General features: G+C 69.1%; 25 protein-coding genes. 12 read left to right on the top strand and 13 right to left on the bottom strand.

Features of this window, described 5'->3' with window-relative positions:
• Nucleotides 1-133 precede the first annotated feature (133 nt).
• Nucleotides 134-403, top strand: coding sequence for a hypothetical protein (locus ACKVMH_RS01055; RefSeq protein WP_412698922.1), 270 nt, complete (start codon nt 134-136; stop codon nt 401-403).
• A 52-nt stretch (nt 404-455) separates the two neighbouring features.
• Here ACKVMH_RS01055 and ACKVMH_RS01050 read toward each other — a convergent pair whose 3' ends face one another.
• Nucleotides 456-674, bottom strand: coding sequence for a hypothetical protein (locus tag ACKVMH_RS01050; protein WP_412698921.1), 219 nt, complete (start codon nt 672-674; stop codon nt 456-458).
• 140 nt (nt 675-814) lie between these two features.
• Between ACKVMH_RS01050 and ACKVMH_RS01045 the strand changes: the two genes are divergently transcribed.
• The 3 genes from ACKVMH_RS01045 to ACKVMH_RS01035 all read left to right on the top strand — a co-directional run bounded on the left by ACKVMH_RS01045 (nt 815) and on the right by ACKVMH_RS01035 (nt 5,745).
• Entirely contained in the window at nt 815-3,370 is a 2,556-nt protein-coding gene (locus ACKVMH_RS01045; RefSeq protein ID WP_412698920.1) for a membrane-bound PQQ-dependent dehydrogenase, glucose/quinate/shikimate family, read from the top strand.
• Nucleotides 3,371-3,397: 27 nt separating this feature from the next.
• The gene (locus ACKVMH_RS01040; protein ID WP_412698919.1) at nt 3,398-3,667 is read left to right on the top strand and encodes a GIY-YIG nuclease family protein; all 270 of its coding nucleotides are present in this window, start codon (nt 3,398-3,400) and stop codon (nt 3,665-3,667) included.
• An 86-nt stretch (nt 3,668-3,753) separates the two neighbouring features.
• Nucleotides 3,754-5,745 carry a protein-L-isoaspartate(D-aspartate) O-methyltransferase gene (locus ACKVMH_RS01035; RefSeq protein WP_412698918.1) on the top strand — a complete coding sequence of 664 codons (1,992 nt, stop codon included), beginning with the start codon at nt 3,754-3,756 and terminating at the stop codon, nt 5,743-5,745.
• Between the two features lie 21 nt (nt 5,746-5,766).
• Here the strand turns inward: ACKVMH_RS01035 and ACKVMH_RS01030 are convergent, their stop codons facing one another.
• Together ACKVMH_RS01030 and ACKVMH_RS01025 are read right to left on the bottom strand one after the other, a co-directional pair.
• Nucleotides 5,767-6,459 (bottom strand): GNAT family N-acetyltransferase, encoded by a 693-nt coding sequence (locus tag ACKVMH_RS01030; protein WP_412698917.1) that lies wholly within the window; start codon nt 6,457-6,459, stop codon nt 5,767-5,769.
• A gap of 91 nt (nt 6,460-6,550) precedes the next feature.
• Nucleotides 6,551-7,498 (bottom strand): PLP-dependent cysteine synthase family protein, encoded by a 948-nt coding sequence (locus ACKVMH_RS01025; protein WP_412698916.1) that lies wholly within the window; start codon nt 7,496-7,498, stop codon nt 6,551-6,553.
• Nucleotides 7,499-7,647: 149 nt separating this feature from the next.
• Between ACKVMH_RS01025 and ACKVMH_RS01020 the strand changes: the two genes are divergently transcribed.
• On the top strand, nt 7,648-7,977 hold the full coding sequence (locus tag ACKVMH_RS01020) for a DUF6122 family protein (protein ID WP_215218529.1): 330 nt from the start codon (nt 7,648-7,650) through the stop codon (nt 7,975-7,977).
• A gap of 2 nt (nt 7,978-7,979) precedes the next feature.
• Here ACKVMH_RS01020 and ACKVMH_RS01015 read toward each other — a convergent pair whose 3' ends face one another.
• On the bottom strand, nt 7,980-9,191 hold the full coding sequence (locus ACKVMH_RS01015) for an MFS transporter (RefSeq protein ID WP_215218530.1): 1,212 nt from the start codon (nt 9,189-9,191) through the stop codon (nt 7,980-7,982).
• A gap of 91 nt (nt 9,192-9,282) precedes the next feature.
• On the opposite strand from ACKVMH_RS01015, the gene htpG reads away from it, so the two are divergent.
• Nucleotides 9,283-11,205 carry a molecular chaperone HtpG gene (gene htpG, locus ACKVMH_RS01010; protein WP_412698915.1) on the top strand — a complete coding sequence of 641 codons (1,923 nt, stop codon included), beginning with the start codon at nt 9,283-9,285 and terminating at the stop codon, nt 11,203-11,205.
• 91 nt (nt 11,206-11,296) lie between these two features.
• Here the strand turns inward: htpG and ACKVMH_RS01005 are convergent, their stop codons facing one another.
• The 4 genes from ACKVMH_RS01005 to ACKVMH_RS00990 all read right to left on the bottom strand — a co-directional run bounded on the left by ACKVMH_RS01005 (nt 11,297) and on the right by ACKVMH_RS00990 (nt 14,270).
• A complete protein-coding gene (locus ACKVMH_RS01005) occupies nt 11,297-11,668 on the bottom strand; it encodes a hypothetical protein (RefSeq protein WP_412698914.1) in 372 nt (123 codons plus the stop codon).
• 21 nt (nt 11,669-11,689) lie between these two features.
• Nucleotides 11,690-12,166 (bottom strand): hypothetical protein, encoded by a 477-nt coding sequence (locus tag ACKVMH_RS01000; protein ID WP_412698913.1) that lies wholly within the window; start codon nt 12,164-12,166, stop codon nt 11,690-11,692.
• 68 nt (nt 12,167-12,234) lie between these two features.
• Entirely contained in the window at nt 12,235-13,431 is a 1,197-nt protein-coding gene (locus ACKVMH_RS00995) for a PAAR domain-containing protein (protein ID WP_412698912.1), read from the bottom strand.
• A 134-nt stretch (nt 13,432-13,565) separates the two neighbouring features.
• Nucleotides 13,566-14,270, bottom strand: coding sequence for a glutathione S-transferase N-terminal domain-containing protein (locus ACKVMH_RS00990; protein WP_412698911.1), 705 nt, complete (start codon nt 14,268-14,270; stop codon nt 13,566-13,568).
• A 212-nt stretch (nt 14,271-14,482) separates the two neighbouring features.
• Between ACKVMH_RS00990 and ACKVMH_RS00985 the strand changes: the two genes are divergently transcribed.
• From ACKVMH_RS00985 to ACKVMH_RS00975, 3 genes are all read left to right on the top strand, one after another.
• Complete coding sequence (locus tag ACKVMH_RS00985) at nt 14,483-15,097, top strand: flavodoxin family protein (RefSeq protein WP_412698910.1); 615 nt, start codon at nt 14,483-14,485, stop codon at nt 15,095-15,097.
• A gap of 26 nt (nt 15,098-15,123) precedes the next feature.
• Nucleotides 15,124-15,498 carry a DUF1428 domain-containing protein gene (locus tag ACKVMH_RS00980; RefSeq protein WP_412698909.1) on the top strand — a complete coding sequence of 125 codons (375 nt, stop codon included), beginning with the start codon at nt 15,124-15,126 and terminating at the stop codon, nt 15,496-15,498.
• A 127-nt stretch (nt 15,499-15,625) separates the two neighbouring features.
• Nucleotides 15,626-16,534 carry a CPBP family intramembrane glutamic endopeptidase gene (locus tag ACKVMH_RS00975; protein WP_412698908.1) on the top strand — a complete coding sequence of 303 codons (909 nt, stop codon included), beginning with the start codon at nt 15,626-15,628 and terminating at the stop codon, nt 16,532-16,534.
• A 28-nt stretch (nt 16,535-16,562) separates the two neighbouring features.
• Here ACKVMH_RS00975 and ACKVMH_RS00970 read toward each other — a convergent pair whose 3' ends face one another.
• Nucleotides 16,563-18,020, bottom strand: coding sequence for an MATE family efflux transporter (locus ACKVMH_RS00970; RefSeq protein ID WP_412698907.1), 1,458 nt, complete (start codon nt 18,018-18,020; stop codon nt 16,563-16,565).
• 182 nt (nt 18,021-18,202) lie between these two features.
• Here ACKVMH_RS00970 and ACKVMH_RS00965 point away from each other — a divergent pair, with 182 nt between their 5' ends.
• Complete coding sequence (locus tag ACKVMH_RS00965; RefSeq protein ID WP_412698906.1) at nt 18,203-18,637, top strand: VOC family protein; 435 nt, start codon at nt 18,203-18,205, stop codon at nt 18,635-18,637.
• A gap of 55 nt (nt 18,638-18,692) precedes the next feature.
• On the opposite strand, the gene ACKVMH_RS00960 is transcribed toward ACKVMH_RS00965, so the two are convergent.
• The 4 genes from ACKVMH_RS00960 to ACKVMH_RS00945 all read right to left on the bottom strand — a co-directional run bounded on the left by ACKVMH_RS00960 (nt 18,693) and on the right by ACKVMH_RS00945 (nt 22,095).
• Nucleotides 18,693-19,073 carry a hypothetical protein gene (locus ACKVMH_RS00960; protein WP_215218538.1) on the bottom strand — a complete coding sequence of 127 codons (381 nt, stop codon included), beginning with the start codon at nt 19,071-19,073 and terminating at the stop codon, nt 18,693-18,695.
• 179 nt (nt 19,074-19,252) lie between these two features.
• Nucleotides 19,253-19,831, bottom strand: a complete 579-nt coding sequence (locus ACKVMH_RS00955) for a hypothetical protein (protein WP_412698905.1) — start codon at nt 19,829-19,831, stop codon at nt 19,253-19,255.
• A gap of 82 nt (nt 19,832-19,913) precedes the next feature.
• Complete coding sequence (hutU, locus tag ACKVMH_RS00950) at nt 19,914-21,581, bottom strand: urocanate hydratase (protein ID WP_215218540.1); 1,668 nt, start codon at nt 21,579-21,581, stop codon at nt 19,914-19,916.
• A gap of 121 nt (nt 21,582-21,702) precedes the next feature.
• On the bottom strand, nt 21,703-22,095 hold the full coding sequence (locus ACKVMH_RS00945; RefSeq protein WP_412698904.1) for a hypothetical protein: 393 nt from the start codon (nt 22,093-22,095) through the stop codon (nt 21,703-21,705).
• 168 nt (nt 22,096-22,263) lie between these two features.
• Here ACKVMH_RS00945 and ACKVMH_RS00940 point away from each other — a divergent pair, with 168 nt between their 5' ends.
• Both ACKVMH_RS00940 and ACKVMH_RS00935 read left to right on the top strand, forming a co-directional pair.
• Nucleotides 22,264-23,532 carry an alkaline phosphatase family protein gene (locus ACKVMH_RS00940; RefSeq protein ID WP_412698903.1) on the top strand — a complete coding sequence of 423 codons (1,269 nt, stop codon included), beginning with the start codon at nt 22,264-22,266 and terminating at the stop codon, nt 23,530-23,532.
• A gap of 64 nt (nt 23,533-23,596) precedes the next feature.
• On the top strand, nt 23,597-23,910 hold a 314-nt coding region (locus tag ACKVMH_RS00935; RefSeq protein WP_412698902.1), incomplete at its 3' end, for an Ada metal-binding domain-containing protein.

Here is a 23,910-nt window from a genome sequence, read left to right as displayed (position 1 = left end):
CAGCCGTTCCACAGCCTTGGCACCGTGACGTGTTTTCACGGCTGCGCAGGTTTTTCCGTGACGACCCCGTCAACCGTCCGCGCGTGCCGTCGTGGGAGATTTGGATCCACCCCGACAGTTCCGGAGAAGCGTCATGAACATCCGCCTCGCCATTGCCTGCAGCGCCGCGCTCGCCCTCGCGCTGAGTGCCTGCGACCGCCGCGAACTCGAACCCGTCGAACCGGCGGACTCGGCATCGACCACCATCGTCGACAACCCCGCCGTAGCGCCGGGCGGCGATGTCGACACCACCCAGGACCCCTGTTTCGGTTTGACCGGCCAGGCCGAAACCGATTGCCGCGCCAGCCACGACCCTGCGGTCGAAGAGGACGCACGGGACAACCCTGCGCCCGTCGGCGACTGACGACGAAGTGGCCGCCCGGCGCCATGCCGGGCGGCTCGGCTCAATTGCGGGTCTATGGCGCTTTGCGCTGACCGTCAGGCGGCGCGACGTCGTCGTCCGGACTGGCCTCGCGCTGCTCACCGCCGCTGAACTCATGCCACTCGCCTTCGCGGGTCCGGGTGTTGCGGTCTCCCGAACTGTGGCCGTACTCGCGGCGCTTGCGTCCCTCCTCGAGGTGCTCGGCAGGCGGGGTTGCGTCGTTGGCGTGTTCGGGGTGGTCGGTCGGGTTCATCGCGCACTCCGGTCGGAAAGGATCCCCAGCCTGCGCGCTGGTCGATGAAGCCACCGTCGTGCGGTCGCGCCATCTTCACCCGACGGGTCCAGAGCCGTGCCTAGGATGAACGCCGACCCCAGCCACATCGGAGGACCGCGATGTTCCGTGAACGCGCGCACCCCGGATCCCACTGGCCGCGATGGTTGCTTGGCGGCGTCATCGCCCTGCTCGGGCTCACCCTTGCCATAGGCGGCGGCTGGCTGCTCACGCTGGGCGGCTCCTGGTACTACCTGCCTGCAGGTATCGCGCTGCTTGTCGCCGGTGGACTGCTGATGCTCGGCCGCATCGGCGGCGCATGGCTCTACGCGGTCGTCCTGCTGGCCACCATCGGGTGGGCGGCATGGGAGTCAGGGCTGGACTATTGGCGCTGGATACCGCGCCTGGGCCTGTTGGTGGTACTTGCTATCCCGGTAGCACTGCTCGCGCCGCGCCTGCGCGGTGGCCCCTCCCGCAAGACAGGCTGGGGCATGGCGGCGGTGCTGGCGCTGGTGTTCGCCGGCGTATTCGCGCTCGCCTTTGTACCGCACGGCGTGACCCGTTCGGCGACCCCGTTCCCGCAGCCCTCGACGGTGTCACAGCGCACGACATCGGACGATGCCGCCACCCAGCCGGGCGTCGCGCCGGCGCCGGGTGACTGGGGCGCCTACGGCCGCAGCCATGCCGCCACGCGCTTCAGCCCGCTCGACCAGATCACCGCCGACAATGTCGACCGGCTCGAGCGGGTCTGGACCTACCGCACCGGCGACCTGCCCGAAAAGCGCTGGGGCGCGGAGACCACGCCGCTCAAGGTCGGCGACACCCTGTACCTGTGTTCGGCACGGAACATCCTGATCGCACTGGATGCGCGCACCGGCGACGAGCGGTGGCGCTACGACCCACGCGTCGCCGAGGAAAACATTCCCTACACCGCCGCGTGCCGGGGCGTTGCCTACTACCAGGTGCCCGCGAGCGGCAGCACCGCGCCCGCGGACGATGCGGGCGAAGTGCCAGAGGCGTCCGCAACATCCGGCGTCGGTGAATCCTCAACCGCCGACACCTCCGCGGCACGCGACACCGCCGTCGCGACCCTGGACGGCGTCCGCCGCGACTGCGCCACCCGCATCATCGAAGGCACCCTGGACGGGCGGCTGATCGCCGTCGACGCACGGACCGGCCGCCCGTGCACCGATTTCGGCGACAACGGCCAGATCGACATCACCCGTGGCATGGGCGAGGTCTCGCCCGGGATGGTGTCGATCACCTCCGCGCCGACCATCGTCCAGGGCGTCATCGTGACCGGCCACCAGGTGCTCGACGGCCAGCGGCGGATGGCGCCATCGGGCGTGATCCAAGGCTTCGACGCGGTCACCGGGCAGCAGCGCTGGGCGTGGGACATGATGCGACCCGACCGCACCGCCCTCGCCCCCGGCGAGACCTATACCCGCGGCACGCCCAACATGTGGACGACGGCCAGCGCCGACGAAGAGCTGGGACTGGTCTACCTGCCGATGGGCAACGCGGCTGCCGACTACGTCAGCGCATCGCGGCGCCCACCGGAAATGGAGTACTCCACCTCGCTGGTCGCGCTGGACGTCACCACCGGCCGGCCCGCGTGGCATTTCCAGACCGTGCACAACGACGTGTGGGACTACGACCTCGGCTCTCAGGCGACGCTGGTCGACGTGTCCACCGCAGCCGGCACCGTGCCGGCGCTGGTGTTGCCGACCAAGCAGGGCGACATGTACGTGCTGGACCGCCGCACCGGCCAGCCGCTGCACGGCGTCGAGGAGCGGCCGGTCCCCACAGGCGGCGTGCCGACCGAGGAAGGCCTGCGTTCGCCCATCCAGCCGTACTCGCAGTACCACACGCTGGCCAAGCGCGAACTCACCGAGCGCGACATGTGGGGCCTGACCCCGATCGACCAGATGATCTGCCGGATCCAGTTCGCCGGCGCGAGCTACGAGGGGATGTACACGCCGCCGACCACCGACCGCCACTGGGTCGAGTACCCCGGCTACAACGGCGGCTCGGACTGGGGCGGCATCGCGATCGACCCGCAGCGCGGGGTGATCATTGCCAACTACAACGACATGCCCAACTACAACATCCTGGTCCCGCGCGAGGAGGCCGACCGGCGTGGCTGGGCGCCGCGCGACGAGGCCCGCGGCGACATGGGCGGTGCCGAGGGTGCCGGCGACCCGCAAGCGGGCACGCCGTACGCGATCGACGTCAACGCCGGCTGGCGCCTGCCCTTCACGGGGTTGCTGTGCAAGGAGCCGCCCTACGGCGGCATCCGCGCGATTGACCTGGCGACCGGCGAGACACTCTGGGACCGGCCCTTCGGCACCGCCCGCAAGAACGGTCCGTTCGGCATCCCGTCGTACCTGCCGATCGTGATCGGCACGCCCAACAACGGCGGCCCCGCGGTCACCGCCGGCGGGCTGGTGTTCATCGCCGCCGCCACCGACGACCTGATCCGCGCGATCGACATCGAGACCGGCGAGACCGTCTGGAGCGACGCGCTGCCGGCCGGTGCGCAGGCCACGCCGATGGTCTACGAGACCGGCGGCAGGCAGTACCTGGTCATCATGGCCGGCGGCCACCATTTCATGGAAACGCCGGTCGGCGACTACGTGATCGCCTACGCATTGCCCGGCGACCACGACGGAGGATGACCGCGACCGCCGCCGTACACTGCCGCGATGACCTGGTTCGTCTACCTGATCGAATGCCGCGACGGCAGCATCTATACCGGCGTTGCCACCGACGTGGCGCGCCGCTATGCCGAGCACGCCGCCGGCAAGGGCGCACGCTACACGCGCGCACGGCCGCCGGTGCGGTTGCTGGCCCGCTTCGAACATCCTGACCGCGGCAGCGCACTGCGGGCCGAGTACGCGATCAAGCAACTGACGCCGGCGCGCAAGCGCGAACTCTGCGCCGACGCGCCATCCGCGGGTTCCGCGTCGCTGTAGCGGCCACTTCTACGGCGCGCCGGTTTCACGCGCACGCAAGGTCGACGCGGCCACCGTGACGGCATCGCAGGAACCGGAGCTGTCCCATGGCCGACCTGTCCCGCGCGCGCGACCGCATGGTCGACGTCCACCTCGCCGGGCGCGACATCCGCGACCGTAACGTCCTCGACGCGATGCGCGAGGTGCCGCGCGAGGTGTTCGTCGATGCGGGCATGCGCGAGTTCGCCTACGAGGATTCGCCGCTGCCGATCGGCGAAGGCCAGACGATCTCGCAGCCCTACATTGTCGCCCTGATGATCCAGGCGGCCGGGATCGCCCCCGGCGAGCGCGTGCTCGAGGTCGGTGCCGGCTCGGGGTACGCCGCCGCGGTGATGAGCCGCATCGCGGGCCGCGTGCACACCATCGAGCGTCACGCGCCCTTGGCCGCGCAGGCGCGGGAGCGATTCGAGGCGCTGCGTTACGACAACATCGAGCTGCGCGTCGGCGACGGCAGCCGCGGCTGGCCCGAGGCCGCACCGTTCGACGCGATCCTGGTCGCCGCCGGTGCGCCGGACACGCCGCCGGCGCTGCGCGAGCAACTCGCGATCGGCGGCCGGCTGGTGATCCCGGTCGGCGAGGACGGACAGCACCAGCGCCTGCGCCGGATCACCCGTACCGGCCCCGAAACCTATAAGCAGGACGACCTGGGTGGGGTGATGTTCGTGCCGCTGATCGGCGAACAGGGCTGGGCCGAGGACGGCCGTCGCGCGGCGGGCAACCCCGTCCCGGCGCGCGAGCGCAGCGTGCCGGAAATGATCGCCGAGGCCGCCCTGCCGCTGCCCGACCTTGATGACGACGACTTTGCAGACCCGTTCGAGCGGTTTGCCCATTGCCGCGTGGTGATGCTGGGGGAAGCCAGCCACGGCACCGCCGAGTTCTACCGCGCACGCACGGAGATCACCCGCCGGCTGGTCGAGCGCCATGGCTTCACGATCGTCGCCCTGGAAGCCGACTGGCCCGACGCCGCCGCACTCGACCGGCACGTCCGCCACCGCCCGCCGCGCGCCGACGCCGAACCGGTGTTCCAGCGCTTCCCCACCTGGATGTGGCGCAACGCCGAGTTCGCCGAACTGGTGGTGTGGCTGCGCGCACACAACCACGGCCGTCCCCGCGAGCAGCAGGCCGGCATACACGGGCTGGACATGTACAACCTGGGTGGTTCGATCGCCGCGGTGCTGGAGTACCTCGACAAGGTCGATCCCGAGGCCGCCGCTGTCGCCCGCGAACGCTACGGCTGCCTGACGCCGTGGCAGAAGGAACCAGGCACCTACGGCCGCGCGGTGCTCACCCGCGGCTACGCCAAGTGCGAGGCGGAGGTGACCCGGCAATTGCATGAACTGTTGCAGCGGCGGCTGGAGTACGCCGCCCGCGACGGCGACGAGTTCCTGGACGCGGCCCAGAACGCGCGGCTGGTGGCCGCCGCCGAACGCTACTACCGGGTCATGTACTACGGCGGGCCGCAGAGCTGGAACCTGCGTGACACCCACATGTTCGAGACGCTGCAGCATCTGCTCGACGCCCGCGGCCCGGAGGCGAAGGCGGTGGTCTGGGCGCACAACTCGCACATCGGCGATGCGCGCCACACCGAAATGGGCCGCGCGCGCGGCGAGCTCAATATCGGCCAGCTGTGCCGCGAGCATTTCGGCGATGGCGTGGCGCTGGTCGGCCTGGGTACCCATGCGGGCACCGTGGCCGCCGCGCACGACTGGGACGACGACATGCAGGTCATGAAGGTGCGGCCTTCGCGCGCCGACACCGTCGAGCGGCTATGCCACGACAGCGGCGTCCGCCGGTTCCTGCTCGACCTGGGCGAGGGCCGCGACGGAGCCCTCGACCGCCGGCTGCTGGAACCGCGGCTGGAGCGCTTCATCGGGGTGATCTACCGTCCCGACACCGAACTGCAGAGCCACTACGCCGAGGTCACCCTACCCCGGCAGTTCGATGCCTGGGTGTGGTTCGACGAGACCCGGGCTGTGACCCCGCTCGGCCCCACGCACCCCGGCCCGGGCATGCCGGTCACCTGGCCGACCGGGCTGTAGCGGCGGGGAAAAGCGGCAGCGCTAGACCCGACGCAGCGACCAGAACGGTAACCGCCGCCGCACGCGGTAGCCGACGTGCTCGTACAGCCGACCGGCGCGCGCGTTCTCCTGGCTGACGTGCAGGAACGGCGTCCGCCCGCGCGCGAGGTTGTCGTTGACCAGCATCGCCAGCAGCCGCCGCGCGTACCCGCGCCCCCCGAAATCGGGATGGGTGCATACCGCGCTGATCTCCCGCGCGGTGTCGGTGCCGAGCCGCTCCCCGATCATCGCCGCCAGCCTGCCGTCCTGGTAGATGCCGAAGTAGCGCCCCAGCTCCATCGTGCGGGCGCGGAAGTAGTGCGGATAGACCAGCGCGGTCAACGCGAGGACGTCGGCCCGGTGGGTCGGGCCGAGCTCGATGATCGCGGGCCCCTCGATCCCGGGCACCGGCCGCGTGCAGACCATCTGCGAAAGGGGGAGGTGGGCGGTGAGGTCCCAGCCCGCATCCAGGGGCGGCGGCCCGACGCCCAGCAGGTAGACGGTCTCACCCGGTTCGACCAGCGCCTGCAGGGCCACGGCGATGTCAGCCGCGTCGGCGCCCTCCTCGCCCGGTACCCCGAGGAACGGCGCATAAGCGGGCGGGAACCGGGCCACGTCGCCGTGGCGCAACGCCAGGTCGCGATGGCAGGTATCCAGCGAGGCCCAGAACGGATTGTCGAGTTCCGATGCGCGCATGCCGCGGGGCCGCCAGTTCGAATGGATGTGGTGACGCCAATGTACGCCCGGTGATGGCACCGTGCGCACGGTGCACCCGCCTACCCGGCGGTCAGCCGAACGCGGTGTCGACCAGCCCTGGTGCCGGTGCGCTGAAGTGGTCCTGCAGGTACTTCTCGCCCTCGTCGCAGAACAGGGTCACCACCGTCCGCAGCTCCGGGTGCTGCTCGCGCACGCGCCGGGCGGCGATCAGGTGGGCGCCGGAACTCGGGCCGCACAGCAGCCCGTGCCCCTGCGCCAGCCCACGCATGGCGGCGATCGCCTCCTCGTCGGTGACCGACAGCAGCTCGTTCACCAGCGCGCCGTGCCGGGCGAAGATGCCGGGCACGAAGCCATCGGAAATACCTTCGATCGCGTGGGTGTCGACCTCCCCGCACAGGATCGTGCGCGACTCCGACGGCTCCATCGCGAACAGCCGCACCGCGGGATTGACCGCCCGGAACGCCTGACCGACGCCGATCAGCGTGCCGCCGGTGCCCACGCCCATCACCAGCGCGTCCGGCACCCGGCCCGCGGGCAGCTGCGCGAGGATTTCCGGTCCGAGGATCTCGCGGTTCTCCTCCACGTTCCATTCCGAATCGAACTGACCGGGGCAGAAGAACCCGTCCTGCCGGCCGAGCTCGCGCGCCCGCTCCAGGGCCGAATTGACGTGGAAGTTGCCGCAGAACTCCACTTCAGCCCCGTACGCGCGCGAGATCGCCACGCGCTCGTTGGACAACCCCTCGGGCATCACCACCCGCATCCGGTAACCCTTGACCGCGGCCACCATCGACAGCGCGTTGCCGGTGTTGCCGCTGGTCGCCTCGACGAGGGTGTCGCCGGGCTTGAGCAGCCCGGCGGCCTCGGCCTTCTCGACCATGTACAGCGCGATGCGCGCCTTGATCGAGCCAGACGGGTTCATGAACTCGCACTTGGCGAAGACGCCGTCGACCTCGATCAGCGGGGTGTCGCCGATCGCGTCGAGGATCGACGCCGATACGGAGTTGAAGCGGGTGGCCATCCGGGAGTCCTGCAGTGCGGCGAGGCCCACAGTGATACCCCCGCGGGCGTCAACGATGGCTGATCCACGTCAAGCGGCGGCCGGTCCCGTGCTCGGCCGTTCGCCGGCCCACCGTAGACTCCCCCCCCCAACGCCCTTCCAAGCCCGCCATGGAACTCGATTTCCGCGCCGCCTCCCACCTCGTGCTGCACGCGCTGGTACCGCTGGCGATCGCGCTGGTGTTCTTCCGTCCACGGTGGCGCCAAGCGTGGCTGTGGATGCTGGCCGGCTGGCTGATCGACATCGACCACCTGTGGGCCGACCCGATCTACGTGCCGGACCGCTGCAGCATCGGCTTCCACCCGCTGCACCGGGCGCCGGCGATCGCGGTTTACGCCTTGTTGCTGCTGCCACGCCGGACGCGGTTGCTCGCGATCGGCCTGCTGGTCCACATCGGCCTGGACGGGCTGGACTGTGCATGGATGCAGCACGCGGATTGACGCTACCAGCTGTCCTCGAGCACCCGCGGCCTAGACGACGCCCACGCGCCCCACGCCAGCACGGCGATGCACAGCGCGAGGAACGCGACCGGCCAGTGCCAGCCCCCGGTGACGTCCCGCAGTTGCCCGACCACCAGCGGACCGGCACAGGCCACCCCGTAACCGACCCAGTGCATGAAGCCCGACAGGGCGGCGGACCCGGCCGGCGTGCGCGTGCGCAGGTTGATCAGCGTCAGCGCCAATGGGAACGTGCCGCCCGCCAAGCCCAACAGCCCGGTCCAGAGCGCCGGCCAGGAAGCGGGTGCCAGTAGCATGCCGGCATAGCCGACGGCGTAGAGGGCCAGCATCGGCAGCACCAGCAGGAACGGCGACCGCGCCCGCGAGGCCAGCACCGGCACCGCCAGTGAGGTCGCGAGCCCGGTGGCGGTGTACACGCCGAGCATCGCGCCCGCCGCGGCCGGCTCCAGGCCGGCATCGGTCATCCAGCGCGGGATCCAGGTGAACATCGCGTAGGTCACCAGCGAGGTCATGCCCAGCAATGCCGCCATCGCCCAGGCCAGCGGCGAGCGCCACACGTGCGCCCCCGGCGGCAGTGTGGCCCGCGGCAGCACGCCCTCCGCGACCGACGCGGCGGCGATCCGCCTGCGACCCCCCTGAAGCACCCAGGCCCACGGCAGCAAGGCCAGCACCGCGGGCACCACCCAAGCCGCCAGCGAGACCCGCCAGCCCATCGACATCGCCAGCGGCACCGCGACGAACGCCGGCGCCATGGTGCCCAGCTGCATCGAGGTGATGTACACCGAGCTGACCACGCCGACCCGGTCGAAGAAGTAGCGCTTGACCAGCGGCGGCAGCACCACGTTGCCCATGCCCATCCCGGCCAGCGCCAGCAGCGAACTGGCCATCAGCCCGCCGGTGCCGTCCACGAAGCCGCGCGCCAGCATGCCGGCCGCGGCCAGCGCCATCGCCAGCAAGACGGTGCGCTCCAGCCCCAGCCGATGGGCGATCGGCGGGGTCGCCACACCGAATACGGCGAAGGCCAGGGTCGGCAGCATGCCGAGCACGCCCGCCGCGGTGGACCCGAACGCCAGCGATGCGCCGACGGTCTCCAGCAACGGGGTAAGCGAGGTGATCGCGGTGCGCAGGTTGAAGGCGGCCAGCGCGATGCCGGCCAGCACCAGCAGCCGGCCGCGCCAGGGATGGGGGGATGCCATGCGCGCAATGCTACCCGGGGGCGTTGTTTTCCGGCCGGTCGACCCCGATCTCGGGGACTCCAGTCCGCTCCACGTGTCACGGAAAACGCAGATGGCTACCCAAACCGCACCCCAGACCGAAACCCGCCCGTTCGAAGCCGAAGTCGCCCAGGTCCTGCACCTGGTGACGCACTCGCTCTACTCGCACAAGGAGATCTTCCTGCGCGAGCTGATCTCCAACGCGTCCGACGCCTGCGACAAGCTGCGCTTCGAGTCGCTGGCCAACCCCGAGCTGATGTCCGGCGATGGCGAACTGCACATCGACGTGAGCTGGGACGAGAAGGCCCGCACGATCACCATTGCCGACAACGGCATCGGCATGAACCGCCACGAGGTGGTCGCCAACATCGGCACCATCGCCAGCTCCGGCACCCGTCGCTACCTGGAGGCGATGGCGCAGGACAAGAAGGCCGACGCGCGCCTGATCGGCCAGTTCGGCGTCGGCTTCTATTCGGCCTTCGTGGTCGCCGACCGCGTCACCGTGCTGACCCGTCGCGCCGACGCGTCGGCCGGTGAAGGCGTCAGGTGGGAGAGCGATGGCAAGGGCGAATACACCCTGGAGCAGGTCGAGGTGCCGGCGCGCGGCACCACCATCGTGCTGCACCTGAAGGCCGACGAGGACGAGTTCCTGTCGGGCTGGAAGTTGCGCTCGCTGATCCACCGCTACTCCGAGCACGTCGCCTTCCCCATCCGGATGCCGAAGGACTCCGACGCGCACGATGGCAGCGACGAGGCTGCGGAAGACGGCAGCCAGTCCGCCGACAAGGCCGAATGGGACACCATCAATGCGGCGTCGGCGCTGTGGACCCAGCCCAAGTCGGAGATCTCCGACGAGGACTACCAGGGCTTCTACAAGTCGCTCGGCCACGACTTCGCCGACCCGCTGGCGTGGAGCCACAACCGGGTCGAAGGCAACCAGAGCTTCACCACCCTGCTGTACCTGCCGGCGCAGCCGCCGTTCGACCTGATGATGGGCGGGCGCGATGAGCGCAAGGGACTCAAGCTCTACATCAAGCGCGTGTTCGTGATGGACGCCGCCGAAGAGCTGCTGCCCAACTACCTGCGCTTCGTGCGGGGCGTGGTGGACGCCGACGACCTCCCGCTCAACGTCAGCCGCGAGCTGCTGCAGCAGAACCGCCAGCTGGAGCGGATCAAGGCCAGCTGCACCAAGCGCGTGCTCGACCTGATCGAAGGCCTGGCCAGGAACGAGCCGGAGAAGTTCGCCACCTTCATCAAGGCGTTCGGCAACACCCTCAAGGAAGGCATCGGCGAAGACACCGCCAACCGCGAGCGCATCGCCAAGCTCCTGCGCTTCGCGTCCACCAAGGGCGACGACGCCAGCAGGTCGGTCTCGCTGGACGATTACATCGCCCGCATGCCGGAAGGGCAGGACACCATCTGGTACGTCACCGGCGAGACCCACGCCGCGGCGGCCGGCAGTCCCCAGCTGGAAGCGTTCAAGGCGCGCGACACCGAAGTGCTGCTCATGTCGGACCGCATCGACGAGTGGATGCTGGGTTACCTGCACGAGTACGAGGGCAAGAAGCTGCAGAGCGTCGCCAAGGGCGAACTGCCGCTCGACGACGCCGCGAAGCAGAAGCACGAGGAGGCCGCGAAGGCCGCCGAGCCGCTGGTCGCCAGACTCAAGGAACTGCTCGGCGACCGCGTCGGCGAGGTACGCGTGTCGGCGCGCCTGACCGACTCGCCGTCGTGCCTGGCGCTGTCCGATTACGACATGGCCCCGCACTTCGCCCGCCTGCTGCGCGAGGCCGGCCAGGATCTCCCCGACAGTAAGCCCACGCTGGAGGTGAACCCGCAGCACCCGCTGGTGCAGCGCGTGCAGGCCGAGGCCGATGAAGCAACCGCGAAGGACATCGCCAACCTGCTGCTGGAGCAGGCCGAGATCGCCGCCGGCGCCACCCTGCCCGACCCTGCCGCATTCGTGCAGCGGATGAACCGGCTGCTGCTGGGCTGAGTCCTGCGGCAACTGGAGTAACGAGAAAGCCCGCCGGATGGCGGGCTTTTTCATGAAGACGGCAGGGCGACGCAGAGTTCTCGGCTGACAGTCAATCCACTGCCGGCGGCAGAAACCGGTCCTGCTCACGCACCACGCTCGCGTAATCGGCCGACTCGTAGGCATTGATGCAGGTCATCAGCGACAGGTCCGTACCCGCCGTCTTCGGGACGGCGGGGCGCTCTTGCACCCAGTCGTCGAAGAACCAGCGAACGTTCGCGTAGGCCTCTTCGCTTTCGTGACTGCCCAGCTGGAAGTAGCCGCCCGTTGCCGCGCCACCGTGTCCCGCCCCGCCCTCGACGTGCTCTGCAATGCAGTAGGCAAGCCCCCACTGCTTCAGGGTCAGACGCGGATCGGGAACGGTGGTATGGGTGCTGCAGGCAGCCGGTCCGAGCACAAACAGCAGGACGACCGGACGCATCATCTGCAATCGTCGAAAGAGGGCTCACGCTTCATTCGCAGCGCCCGAATCGCCCATAACCTGCGGTCCACACACCTCCCACTGCAACTCACCCCGGACCCGTGGCACTTCGATCACGGTCAGGCCTGCGCCCGCCGACGACTGCAAGCAGAAGTGCCGGCTGTAAATGCGTCCGACAGTGGGATCTCCACCCGATACCGGATTTACGATCTGCGAGTTGATCGACACGCCGTAACGCTCTCCCGGCTGCAGCGTGGCGACAAGCTCGTTGGATCCGCCCGCAACCAAGGCGGTGCCAAATGGAATGCACTCGTCGGCGGTCAACGTCACCGCCGGCTCCAGCGGCGTAATCCAGCGCCAGACGTACTCCCAGTCCGCGCCTGTGAACCGGTTGACCGATATCGCTGTCAGCATCGGGGGCGTACGCCGGGCTTCGTCAGTGTCGGCAACCGTAAAACACAGCTGCGAATCGACAATGCGCACCTGCGCCTGCTGATACATCCCGGCGGGTTGGATACAGCCACCGGTAGCCGGCACGACGGCGAGACAGAGAAGGAGGCTGCAGGTTCTCATTCGGTCACCTTGGGCAGGTTGGAGGTCTCTGCAGGGCTGGCGATAAACGGCGCGAGGACACTTTCGTAAAGACGGAGGACGTTCGGATATCGAGCGTAGCGGGCTTCATAGACTTCGTTCTGGGCGTTACGGAACTTCACCAGAAAGTAGTCCGCCAGGATGTTCCCTTGAGCCTCCATGTTGTAGTCGCAGAGTTGCCGTCCGGCGGCCAGGGTGTACGCGTAGGACATGCTCGGGCGTGGCGCCCGTACACGCTTGACCGGATAGCCCAGCTGGTACTGCCAGACATGCGTCATCTCGTGGACCAGCAGGCGCTTGTGGACGTCCATCTCCAGTGAGAAATCCGGCTTGAACAGTCCCGCCGGCAGGTAGATCTCACCATTGGGCGCGGTCGCCGTGTCGTCCGGCTGGAAGCCGAACAGCATCCAGTAGCCGTGGTTGTGCAGCTTCACCGAGTCGTAGTCGACCGACGAACCGAACACCTGCCGCAACATCGCGACCTCACCGGAGGTCAGGCCGCGGTCCTCGGCCTTCGTGGCCACCCGATGGGTGGACGACCCGACGGCCGACGCGTTGGTGGCGGCACCGCTCAATGCCACCTGCACGCTCTGCGCCGGTAGGGCGGCCGCCACACAGCAACCCTGCGCGCCCGCCGGCGGTAGCAGCTCGGCGGATTGGAACCCCACGGCCTGCGCGGTGGCGACCCTGCCGGTCCGGCCATCGGCATCGGTCACGCCTTCGGCGGTCGAGCCGTCGGCCAGGTGCAGGCGATAGCCGAGGTTGGACAGCGGCGCGCCGCTCGGACCCACGAACTGGATCTGCTCGTCAAACGCCGGCGACGCCGACGCGCCTGCCATCGCACCAGTGAGAGCCGCAGCGGCCGCGCCCGCGGTGGCGCCCTGCCCGCCGCCGGAGCCGCCACCGCTGCCACCGCCACCCCCGCCGGCATCCAGAAACGCCCGCACCTGCTGCACCGCCAGCACCTTGCAGCCACAGGCCAGCGAGCTGCCATGCAGTGCCACAGCCTCGCCGTCGATGATGGTCGCGGGGTCGCCGTCGACGATCGGGAACGTGCCCTGGTGTTTCGGGCAGCTCGCCTTGTCGTTGACCCGGGCGACGGGCTTTCCGTCGATATCGGTGAATGGCGAGCCGGTTACCACCTGCCCGCCGCTGCTGGTGGCGTCGCCCACCACGGCCCACATCCTTGTCATGCATCCCTTCCTGGGTAAAGTTGCCGGGCCAGTTTCGCCCGTGCTCGTGCGTGGTTTCAACCACCGCCTGCACCCGTTTGCTGTGGCACTCCGTCGACGAGGTTCGCGCAGCTACCTCACTCGCCCGCCGGCACCTCCAACCCGCGCTGCACTGCCGGCCGCGCCAGCCCGCGCTGCAGCCACGCATCGACGTGGATAAAGTCGTCGTAGCCCACCAGCTCGCGGGCCTCGTAGAAGGTGATCAGGTTGTTGACCCAGCCCAGCGTGGCGATGTCGGCGATCGAGTAGTCGTCGCCCAGCAGCCAGGTACGGCCATCGAGGCGCCCGTCGAGCACGCCGAGCAGGCGGCGCGATTCATCGACGTAGCGCTGCCGCGGGCGCGGATCCTCGATCTCCTTACCGGCGAATTTGTGGAAGAAGCCGAGCTGGCCGAACATCGGTCCGACCGAGGCCATCTGGAAGAACACCCACTGGATCGCCTCCCAGCGGCCGACCGGGTCGGCCGGGATGAAGCGGCCGGTCTTGTCGGCCAGGTACAGCAGGATCGCGCCGGACTCGAACAGCGCCAGCGGCCGGCCGCCCGGGCCGTCGGGGTCGATCAACGCGGGGATCTTGCCGTTGGGGTTGAGCGCCAGGAACCCGGGCGTGTGGCTCTCGCCTCGGGTGATGTCGACACGGTGCGGCTCGTAGGCCAGCCCGGTTTCCTCCAGCATGATCGAGACCTTGACCCCGTTGGGCGTGGCCAGCGAGTACAACTGGATGCGATCGGGGTGGCGCGCCGGCCAGCGGCGGGTGATCGGGAACTCGGACAGGTCGGGCACGGGTCGCTCCGGGAGGGGTGGCCCACGAGCCTACGCCGGCGGCCGCGGCGCGATGGGGCCGCTGGCGGAACGCTGCGTCCGCGTGCGGCCCGTGCGCGCCGATGTCCGCATCGCCCCCAGCGCGTACGGCTGGCGCGGCCGCTCACGCCGCATGCCCGCCCCCTTAACCCGGCCGGTGCAAGGCTGGCCGCTCCTTGATCCGGGAGCCGCCCATGCCGCTGTCCGCCTTCGGCCTCAACTGCACGCTGACCGCCTCGCCGGCCGAATCCTCCACCCAGCTGCTGCTTGACCAGGTGCTCGCTGCATTGGCTGAACACGGCGCGTCGACCGACAGCACCCGCGTGGTCGACCACCACGTCAAACCCGGGGTGCGGGCCGACGAAGGCGATGGCGATGAGTGGCCCGGCATCCGCCAGCGCGTGCTCGACGCCGACATCCTTGTGGTCGCCACGCCCATCTGGATGGGCCAGGCCAGCAGCGTCGCCAAGCGGGTGCTGGAGCGCCTCAACGCCTTCCTCGGCGAGATCGACGACAACGGCTGCTACCCCACGTTCGGCCGCGTGGCGACGGTGGCGGTGGTGGGCAACGAGGACGGCGCCCACCACGTCACCGCCGAGCTGTACCAGGGTTTGGCCGACCTCGGCTTCACCATCCCCGCCGCCGGCGCGACCTACTGGGTCGGCGAGGCGATGCAGAAGACCGACTACAAGGATCTGCAAGAGACGCCGGAGAAGACCGCCTCGACCACGAAGACACTGGCCAGCAACGCCGCCCACCTGGCCCGCTTGCTGCGGCAGAACCCCTACCCACCGCCGACGCCGCAATAGCGCCGGCACCCCACCGGAGAACCGCCATGTCCTACATCGATGGATTCGTCATCGCCGTACCCACCGCCAACAGGCAGAAGTTCATCGACCACGCCAACACCGGCGACTCGGTGTTTATCGAGTACGGCGCCACCCGCGTGGTCGAGTGCTGGGGCGACGACGTGCCCGACGGCAAGCAGACCGACTTCCGCCGCGCCGTGCAGGGCAAGGAGGACGAGACGATCGTGTTCTCGTGGATCGAGTGGCCCGACAAGGCAACCCGCGACGCCGGCATGAAGAAGATGATGGACGGCAGTGACCCGCGGATGGACCCGAAGACCAACCCGATGCCGTTCGATGGCGCCCGGATGATTTACGGCGGGTTCCAGCCGGTGGTGGAGCTCGGCGCGGCGCCAGGCTGAGGCTGCCACACCCCGGCGATGCGGCCACCGCGATGCTCTAGGTCGATCGTTGGGCGACGATCGACAGGTAGCGGTCGAAGCGTGGCGATAACAACATGGCAACCATGTCCCCGTCCCCCCGCACACAATGACCCTCGTCCGCCCCGCGTGGCTCGCATTGGCCGTCGCCGCCGCGTTCTACCTCGCATCGCTGGCCGTACTGGTGCGCGAGCCCGGGTTCTCGCTAGCTGAACCGCTGTTCCTGCTGGCGGTACTGGGAATCGCGTTTCCCCTGCTGGCGTGGGCACTTACCGCGACGCCGCGGCGCCCCACGCCGGCGCCGGCCGATGCACCGGCGCAGGTGCCGGGGGTGCTGCTCTACCTGGCGGCGTTCGCAGTGCTGGTACTGGGCTGGGGGTTCAGTGCGCTGAAGGCGACATTCCCGGATGAGCCGCTGCATTCGGCCCTGGAGCTGGTGGTCAAGCTCGTGACGATGGTCGTGCTGCCGCTGTGGTTGTTCGGCCACTGGCATCGCCGCAGGGCCGGGCCACTCGGCGCGGGCCGACTGCTGATGGTGTTCGTGGCGATGTCGCTTGCCTACCTGGCATTGCAGGCGGTGTTCGGCCGCGGTCTTCAGACCATCGGCGAATTGGCGCCGTCTGCTTCAACGTTGGCCTGGGCCATCCCGGCGTGCTGGCTGTGGATGTCGCTTGAGGCCGGCCTGGCCGAGGAAGTGCTGTTTCGGAGGATCCTCCAGAAGAAACTCGCGGTGGCTACCGGCTCGCACGTTGCCGCGATCGCCCTCGCCTCGCTGCTGTTCGGCCTCGCCCACGCACCCGGATTGTGGATGCGCGGCGGGCACCTGATGGAAGGCGTGGCGCAGGCGAGTCCGACGTGGGCGGTGGCGTACTCGGTGGTAATGGTCGCCCCGGCGGGGATCGCGTTCGGAGTCCTCTGGGCACGCACCCGATCGCTGTGGCTGGTGGTACCGCTGCACGGCATGGTCGACCTCATTCCCCAACTGGCGCCGTTCATCCGCGCCTGGACACCGGCCTGATACCCCGCTGCGTGGCCAGCCCCGCGCACTACACCTGCGCTGTCTTCCACTTGCCGCGGGTGAACAGCCACAGGGTGAACAGCCCGACCGCGGTCTCGGACACGAACACGCCCCAGAACACCCCGGTCTGCTGCCAGTCCAGTTGCAGCGCGAGGTACCAGCACAGCGGGATCTGGATCAGCCAGAAGAACACCAGGTTGATCTTGGTCGGCGTGACCGTGTCGCCGGCGCCGTTGAACGCCTGCACCGCGACCATCCACCAGCCGTACACGAAGAACGAATACGACAGGATCCGCAACCATTCCCCGCCAATGTCGATCACCATGGCATCGGCGGTGAACAGCGCCACCAGCTCGCGCGGGAACGCGAAGAACAGCGCCGATACCGCGACCAGGTAGGCCATGTTGTACCAGCCGATTCGCCACACCGAGGCCTCGGCGCGGCCCGGCTCGCCGGCGCCGAGGTTCTGTCCAACCAGCGTCGCCGCGGCGTTCGACATCCCCCACGCCGGCATCGTGGTGAACATCATGATGCGGATCGCGATCGTGGCGCCGGCGACCGCCTCGCTGCCGATGCTGGCGAGGATGCGCATCAGGAAGATCCACGAAGTCATCGCCACAATCATCTGGCCGATGCCGCCCAGCGAGGTGCGCACGATGTTGAGCGCGGTCGCGCCGTCCCAGCCCAGCTGCGAGGCGGCGACGCGGATGTGCTGACCGCCGCGGAACAGGATCCACAGCTGCATCAACACGCCGAGGCCGCGGCCGATGGTGGTCGCGATCGCCGCGCCCTCGATGCCCATCGCCGGTACCGGGCCGAAGCCGAAGATCAGGATCGGGTCGAGGACGATGTTGAGCCCGTTGGCGACCCACAGAACCCGCATCGCGCTGGAGGCGTCGCCGGCGCCGCGGAACACCGCGTTGATCACGAACAACAGCATGATCACCGCATTGCTGCCGAGCGCCCACTGCATGTAGCGGTAGCCGTGCTCCAGCGTCCACGCGTCGGCGCCCATCAGCTGCAGCAACTCGCGTGCCCAGACGATGCCGGCAACCGCAAACGGGAGCGATGCCAGCGCCGCGATCCAGATCGCCTGCACTGCGCTGACGGCGGCCGCATCGCGCTTGTGCTCGCCGACCCGACGCGCGACCACGGCGGTGACGGCCATCGCCAGGCCCATCGCGATCGCGTACAGCAGGAACAGGTAGCTCTCGGTCAGCCCGACCGTGGCCACCGCCGACGCACCGAGCTTGGCGACGAAGAAGATGTCGACCACCGCGAAGGTGGATTCCAGCACCAGCTCCAGCACCATCGGCACGGCGAGCAGGAACACGGCTCGACGCAGCGGGATCTTTGTGTAGTCGGCACCGGTGCCGCGGATCGCGTCGCGCAGCTCGGCCCACAGAGGGCCGGTGGGGACGTGCTCGGGGAGCGCGGCGGCGGCGCCTTCGACGTCGTCGCCGGGGGATCGGGAATCGGTGTTCATCCAGTACTCCGCTCGAGGCGCTCCGCTCCGGAACCGGGATGGTAGAGCGTGATCCGGCCGCCCTTGTCCAGCTTTCGACGAACGGTGCATCCCTGAATCGACAGCTGTCGATTTCCGGCACCGCCGACCGTCGCCATGGGACCGGGACACATTTCGCCCCTATCACCGACAGGAGACCACGCATGAAGCACGCCAACCCCTACCTCAACTTCGACGGCAACGCGCGCGAGGCGTTCGAACACTACCGCGACGTGTTCGGGGGCGACTTCGTTACCGCCATGACGTTCCGCGAGTTCGGCGGCGAACAGATGGGCATCGACGGCACCATGCTCGACCGCCTCGCCCATATCGCGCTGCCGCTCGGCACCTCCCTGCTGATGGGCTCGGACGTCACCCGGCCGCAGGACTTCAAGGTCGGCACCAACCACTACATCGCGCTGGAGGCCGACACCGGCGAAGAAGCCGAACGCGTGTTCACCCGGCTGTCCGACGGCGGCAGCACCGAAATGCCGTTGCAGAAGGTCGAGTGGGCCGAGCAGTTCGGCATCTGCCGCGACCGCTACGGCGTGCAGTGGATGGTCAGCTACACCGGCGCGGTCACTTTCCGGCAACCCTGACCGGGAGGCCTACAACCGGGTTGCCTGCATCTGCAGGCACCCCTGTAGTTGACCGTCAATCTCCGTCAGGGCAGTCGGCCTGGACGTCGTAACCCAGATAGTAGTACCCGCTCCAGAGTTCACTTGTCGCCCCAGCAGGGTTGCCTAGAACGAAAAAGCGGACTCCCTCGGCAGTTGCGCAGTGATCGAAGGTGTCGCGAAACCCGTCGCCGTCAATGTCCAGTTCGGATCCCGGCACCCCCGCGGACGGCGGCCCCACCATACCGATCGCCAGCGCAACCGCATCGGCGGGTTCGACAAGGTAGAACGCCAATCCGCTCGCCAGGTTCGTCGAGCGCCGGTCCTCGTTCAACGCGGGGCAATGGTCCCCGGGGGCTGCTCGACGCTTTATCCGTGCGGCCGCCAGTTGCTGCGGATCGCCCAGTGTCACGATCATGACGGATGTGCCAGACGCCACGCCGGCGTCTGTGAGAGCGATGCATGGACCATGCAACCACCCCATTGTCGGCAGCGAGGTTGGCTCAGCCCGGGAGGAGATGACGGCGGGCACACATGCGGACACACACGCGCATGAAAGCGCGAGCGAAGCGGTCCATATGGAAAGACTCGACATCACTACCTCCCGTTGAACGACCAGTGCGGTGCATCGGAGCGCAGCTTCCGCACGCCATAGGATGCGCCCACCCCGTGCAGCGGCAGATTGGCGTTGACGGCCGGTGTCCATGCAACGGAAACCATCCCCCCGTCGCTGCGGGGCAGCCGCAGGGTCCCTTTCCAGCGGATGTCCATGTCAATGGCGCGGCCGGCGATGTGGTTGCTCGTCAGGGCTGGCGGATAGATGCTGCGCGGCGGCATGGCCAGCCCGAATCCGCGGGTCATCTCGAGCGCGCCCGACCTGCTCTGCAGGTCATTTCCGTGATCCCAGCGGATCCCGACACCCGCCATCGGCGCGGCATCGGCGTCGGCGGGCCTGCACTTGCCATTCGCGATCTTCCAGGACCAATGGAACAGGTATGCCCGTTTCGGGCTCCGCCGCGTCGCAGACACGTCGACTCGTGCTCCCGCGCTCTCCAGCACGGCGACGAATGTTTCAACGTTGCGTCGGAACGAACCTTCCAGAGCTTCGATCCGGTTGCTGTTGCGGGCATGGATGTTCGCCCACGCCACCCAGTGATCACCACTTCTCGTATCCATCGTTCCTCCTTGAACGGGTCTTTCATCCTTGTTCCGACTGCTCGGACGACCAGTCGGTTACCACGTGCTGAGTTCCGTTCGTTCAATCGACCATCGGCAGCTTGAGCCCCTGCTCCTTCGCGCACTGCCTGGCGATTTCGTAGCCGGCATCGGCGTGGCGCATCACGCCGGTGCCGGGGTCGTTCCACAGCACGCGCTCGATGCGGCGGTCGGCCTCGACGCTGCCGTCGCAGACGATGACCACGCCGGAGTGCTGGCTGTAACCCATGCCGACACCGCCGCCATGGTGGAGGCTCACCCAGGTGGCGCCGCCTGCGACGTTGAGCATCGCGTTGAGCAGCGGCCAGTCGCTGACCGCGTCGCTGCCGTCCTTCATCGCTTCGGTCTCGCGGTTGGGCGAGGCGACCGAGCCGCTGTCGAGGTGGTCGCGCCCGATCACGACCGGCGCCTTCAATTCGCCGTTGCGGACCATCTCGTTGAACGCCAGGCCGAGCTTGTGGCGCTGGCCCAGGCCGACCCAGCAGATGCGTGCCGGCAGGCCCTGGAAGGCGATGCGCTCGCGCGCCATGTCGAGCCAGTTGTGCAACTGCGGGTCGTCCGGGATCAGCTCCTTGACCTTCGCGTCGGTCCGGTAGATGTCTTCCGGGTCGCCCGACAGCGCGACCCAGCGGAACGGACCGATGCCGCGGCAGAACAGCGGGCGCACGTAGGCCGGCACGAAGCCGGGGAAATCGAATGCGTTGTCGCAGCCTTCATCCTTGGCCATCTGGCGGATGTTGTTGCCGTAGTCGAAGGTCGGCACGCCCTGCGCATGGAACGCGAGCATCGCCTCGACATGCACGCGCATCGACTTCTTGGCTTCGTCGCGCACGGTGTCCGGGTCGGCCTGCTGTGCGCCGAGCCACTGCTCGACGGTCCAGTCGATCGGCAGGTAGCCGTGCACCGGGTCGTGCGCGCTGGTCTGGTCGGTGACCGCATCGGGCCGCACGCCGCGGCGCACCAGCTCGGGCAGCACCTCGGCGGCATTACCCAGCAGCGCGATCGACTTGGCCTGGCCGGCCTTGGTGTATCGCTCGATGCGCGCCAGCGCGTCGTTGAGATCGTTGGCCTGCTCGTCCACGTAGCGGGTCTTGAGGCGGAAATCGATGCGGCTCTGCTGGCATTCGATATTGAGGCTGCACGCGCCGGCGAGCGAGGCGGCCAGCGGCTGGGCGCCACCCATGCCGCCCAGGCCGGCGGTCAGGATCCACTTGCCGGTGAGGTCGCCGCCGTAGTGCTGACGTCCCATCTCGACGAAGGTCTCGTAGGTGCCCTGGACGATTCCCTGGCTGCCGATGTAGATCCACGAACCGGCCGTCATCTGGCCGTACATCATCAAGCCCTTGCGGTCGAGCTCGTGGAAGTGCTCCCACGTCGCCCACGCCGGCACGAGGTTGGAATTGGCGATCAACACGCGCGGCGCGTCGGCGTGGGTTGGGAAGATGCCGACCGGCTTGCCCGACTGCACCAGCAGGGTCTCGTCGTCGCCGAGCGTGCGCAGCGACGCCAGGATCGCGTCGTAGCTCTCCCAGTCGCGGGCGGCACGGCCGATGCCGCCGTACACGACCAGGTCTTCCGGGCGCTCGGCGACCTCGGCGTCCAGGTTGTTCTGCAGCATCCGGTACGGCGCCTCGGTCAGCCAGGACCGGCAGTTGAGCTCGGTGCCGCGCGGCGCGCGGATGGTGCGGGAGGGGTCATGGCGGCTGGACATCGACGCGGGTCCTTGGTCGGAGCGAGGCGCCGATTATCGCAGAGGCGGAAAACCAACCCCCGGACACGACAACGCCCGGGCGGGCCGGGCGTTGCGTGGGGCAGGCAGGACCGCGAAGCGGTCAGCGGATCGACGGATCCAGCCGGCGCAGCGCGTCGGCGATGTCGGTGGCGCCGGTGCGGTCCAGGTCCTCGCGGCTGTACACGCGGCCATTGGCAGCCACGCAGTCGTCGCGGTCCAGTTCGTCGACGGCTTCAGCCTTCGCTTTTCCGGCGCCGCGGTTGCGGGTCGCGACGACGCGGCTGCCGGTGTAACGCATGCAGTCGCGGCGGGCGTCTCGTTCGACAGCGGTCTCGGCGCCGGCACGGCGTTCGTCGGATGTACGGGGTTCGAGGGCGGTCTCAACCTGGGCCGCCCCGGTGACAGCGGGGGAAGGGGTCTTGGGCGTATCGACCTGCGCCGCTGCGGCAAACGCGAGCGGGGCAAGCAGGCCGGCGAGCATCAGGCGCTTCATGGCAATCACCTCTCGGATGGGGACGATGGGCCGCGTGGTCCGAGCATACGCCTGCCATCCCGGTGCCCCGGCGCCGGCGAGGGGTGGGATTCAGCGCCCTGACAGGATGGCCAGACCATGCAAAGCCGCGCCCGACGTTTCGCAACCCGCGCTGGCTATCATCGATGGATGCACCGTATCCGCGTCGCGGCCGCTGCCGCCTTCATTGCGCTGGTGGCGATCGGCTGCCAGTCCTCACCCACCTCGACCGCCGTCGTCGACGCGGCTGCCGCAACGCGCCCGTCCGTCCTGCTGGTCTCGATCGACGGCTTCCGCGCGGACTACCTGGGGCGCGGCATCACCCCGAACATCGACCGGCTCGCGGCCGACGGTGCACGCGCACGGTGGCTGGAACCGTCGTACCCGAGCCTGACCTTTCCCAACCACTACAGCATCGTGACCGGGCTGCGGCCCGACCGCCACGGCATAGTCAACAACACGATGGAGGACCCCGCGTTGGGCGCGTTCAGCCTGGGCCGCCGCGAAGCCGTTGGCGACGGGCGCTGGTGGGGCGGCGAGCCGGTGTGGGTGACTGCGGAGAATGCGGGACTGCCGACGGCGACGCTGTTCTGGCCGGGCAGCGAAGCGGCCATCGGCGGCGTGAGACCCACCCGCTGGCTGCCCTACGACGGCGACCTGCCCGACGCGTCCCGCGTGGACACCGTGCTGGGGTGGCTGTCCGAGCCCGATACGACCCGGCCGCGGTTCGCGACGCTTTACTTCGACGCACTCGACCACGCCGGCCACGACGCCGGTCCCGACTCACCCGAAGCGACGTCGGCCATCGTCGCCATGGACGCGGCAATAGGACGCCTGCTGGACGGCTTGGAAGTGCGCGGCCTGCAAGATCGGGTGGATATCGTGCTGGTGTCCGACCACGGCATGGCGGAGGTGCCGGCCACACAGGTCATTGCCAGCGAGGACATGGTCGACCCGGCCGTCGCCCGGGCCGTGTCCGGCGGGCCCGCTCTCGGTTTCGAGCCGTTGCCCGGGCAGGTGGCGCAAGCGGAGGCGAAACTGCTCGGCACGCATCCGCACTACGCGTGCTGGCGCAAGCATGAGCTGCCGCCGCAGTGGCATTACGGCAAGCATCCACGGGTGCCCGCGATCATCTGCCAGATGGACGAAGGCTGGAGCACCGCGTCGCGCGAGCGTATTGCGCGCTGGCCGCGCAGCGGTGTCCGCGGCGCGCACGGGTTCGACCCCGCACTGCCGTCGATGCGGGCGATCTTCATCGCGCGCGGCCCGTCGATCCGCGACGGCGTGGTGGTGCCGGCGTTCGACAACGTCGATGTGTACCCGCTGCTGATGCGCCTGGTCGGGCTGCCGGCGGCGTCGAACGACGGTGACGGCGATGCGCTGGGCGTGCTCGAACCGGGGCTGGACGGGCACCCCTGAACCGTCCGGCATTGGTGTCCGAATCCGGCGAGTTCCACCGGATCGCCGGTGCTAGCCTGCACCCATGCCGTCGCTCGCCGCCCGCACCGCCACGCCCGACCCGCAGGTCTGCGAGCAGGCCCGGCTAAGCCGCGACGCGCGGTTCGACGGACTGTTCTTCACCGCGGTCGCCAGCACCGGGATCTACTGCCGGCCGGTGTGCCCGGCGCCGCCGCCGAAGCGGGAGAACGTCAGCTACTACGCCAACGCGGCCGCGGCCGAGGCGGCGGGGTACCGACCGTGCCTGCGTTGCCGCCCCGAACTGGCACCCGGCGACGACAGCTGGCGCCGCGGCGATGCGACGGTGGCGCGCGCCCTGAAGCTGATCGACCAGGGTGC

It is taken from the genome of Lysobacter zhanggongensis (assembly GCF_046638635.1).
Taxonomy (GTDB): Bacteria; Pseudomonadota; Gammaproteobacteria; order Xanthomonadales; family Xanthomonadaceae; genus Novilysobacter; species Novilysobacter luteus.
Note: the sequence above shows the minus strand (reverse complement) of the source record. Positions and strands in the feature narration are given on the sequence as shown.

What these genes read in the sequence shown, in the direction of transcription:
- ACKVMH_RS01055 (WP_412698922.1), top strand. Translation starts at nt 134, where the DNA reads ATGAACATCCGCCTCGCCATTGCCTGCAGCGCCGCGCTCGCCCTCGCG.
- ACKVMH_RS01050 (WP_412698921.1), bottom strand. Translation starts at nt 674, where the DNA reads ATGAACCCGACCGACCACCCCGAACACGCCAACGACGCAACCCCGCCT.
- ACKVMH_RS01045 (WP_412698920.1), top strand. Translation starts at nt 815, where the DNA reads ATGTTCCGTGAACGCGCGCACCCCGGATCCCACTGGCCGCGATGGTTG.
- ACKVMH_RS01040 (WP_412698919.1), top strand. Translation starts at nt 3,398, where the DNA reads ATGACCTGGTTCGTCTACCTGATCGAATGCCGCGACGGCAGCATCTAT.
- ACKVMH_RS01035 (WP_412698918.1), top strand. Translation starts at nt 3,754, where the DNA reads ATGGCCGACCTGTCCCGCGCGCGCGACCGCATGGTCGACGTCCACCTC.
- ACKVMH_RS01030 (WP_412698917.1), bottom strand. Translation starts at nt 6,459, where the DNA reads ATGCGCGCATCGGAACTCGACAATCCGTTCTGGGCCTCGCTGGATACC.
- ACKVMH_RS01025 (WP_412698916.1), bottom strand. Translation starts at nt 7,498, where the DNA reads ATGGCCACCCGCTTCAACTCCGTATCGGCGTCGATCCTCGACGCGATC.
- ACKVMH_RS01020 (WP_215218529.1), top strand. Translation starts at nt 7,648, where the DNA reads ATGGAACTCGATTTCCGCGCCGCCTCCCACCTCGTGCTGCACGCGCTG.
- ACKVMH_RS01015 (WP_215218530.1), bottom strand. Translation starts at nt 9,191, where the DNA reads ATGGCATCCCCCCATCCCTGGCGCGGCCGGCTGCTGGTGCTGGCCGGC.
- htpG (WP_412698915.1), top strand. Translation starts at nt 9,283, where the DNA reads ATGGCTACCCAAACCGCACCCCAGACCGAAACCCGCCCGTTCGAAGCC.
- ACKVMH_RS01005 (WP_412698914.1), bottom strand. Translation starts at nt 11,668, where the DNA reads ATGATGCGTCCGGTCGTCCTGCTGTTTGTGCTCGGACCGGCTGCCTGC.
- ACKVMH_RS01000 (WP_412698913.1), bottom strand. Translation starts at nt 12,166, where the DNA reads ATGTATCAGCAGGCGCAGGTGCGCATTGTCGATTCGCAGCTGTGTTTT.
- ACKVMH_RS00985 (WP_412698910.1), top strand. Translation starts at nt 14,483, where the DNA reads ATGCCGCTGTCCGCCTTCGGCCTCAACTGCACGCTGACCGCCTCGCCG.
- ACKVMH_RS00980 (WP_412698909.1), top strand. Translation starts at nt 15,124, where the DNA reads ATGTCCTACATCGATGGATTCGTCATCGCCGTACCCACCGCCAACAGG.
- ACKVMH_RS00975 (WP_412698908.1), top strand. Translation starts at nt 15,626, where the DNA reads ATGACCCTCGTCCGCCCCGCGTGGCTCGCATTGGCCGTCGCCGCCGCG.
- ACKVMH_RS00970 (WP_412698907.1), bottom strand. Translation starts at nt 18,020, where the DNA reads ATGAACACCGATTCCCGATCCCCCGGCGACGACGTCGAAGGCGCCGCC.
- ACKVMH_RS00965 (WP_412698906.1), top strand. Translation starts at nt 18,203, where the DNA reads ATGAAGCACGCCAACCCCTACCTCAACTTCGACGGCAACGCGCGCGAG.
- ACKVMH_RS00960 (WP_215218538.1), bottom strand. Translation starts at nt 19,073, where the DNA reads ATGATCGTGACACTGGGCGATCCGCAGCAACTGGCGGCCGCACGGATA.
- ACKVMH_RS00955 (WP_412698905.1), bottom strand. Translation starts at nt 19,831, where the DNA reads ATGGATACGAGAAGTGGTGATCACTGGGTGGCGTGGGCGAACATCCAT.
- hutU (WP_215218540.1), bottom strand. Translation starts at nt 21,581, where the DNA reads ATGTCCAGCCGCCATGACCCCTCCCGCACCATCCGCGCGCCGCGCGGC.
- ACKVMH_RS00945 (WP_412698904.1), bottom strand. Translation starts at nt 22,095, where the DNA reads ATGAAGCGCCTGATGCTCGCCGGCCTGCTTGCCCCGCTCGCGTTTGCC.
- ACKVMH_RS00940 (WP_412698903.1), top strand. Translation starts at nt 22,264, where the DNA reads ATGCACCGTATCCGCGTCGCGGCCGCTGCCGCCTTCATTGCGCTGGTG.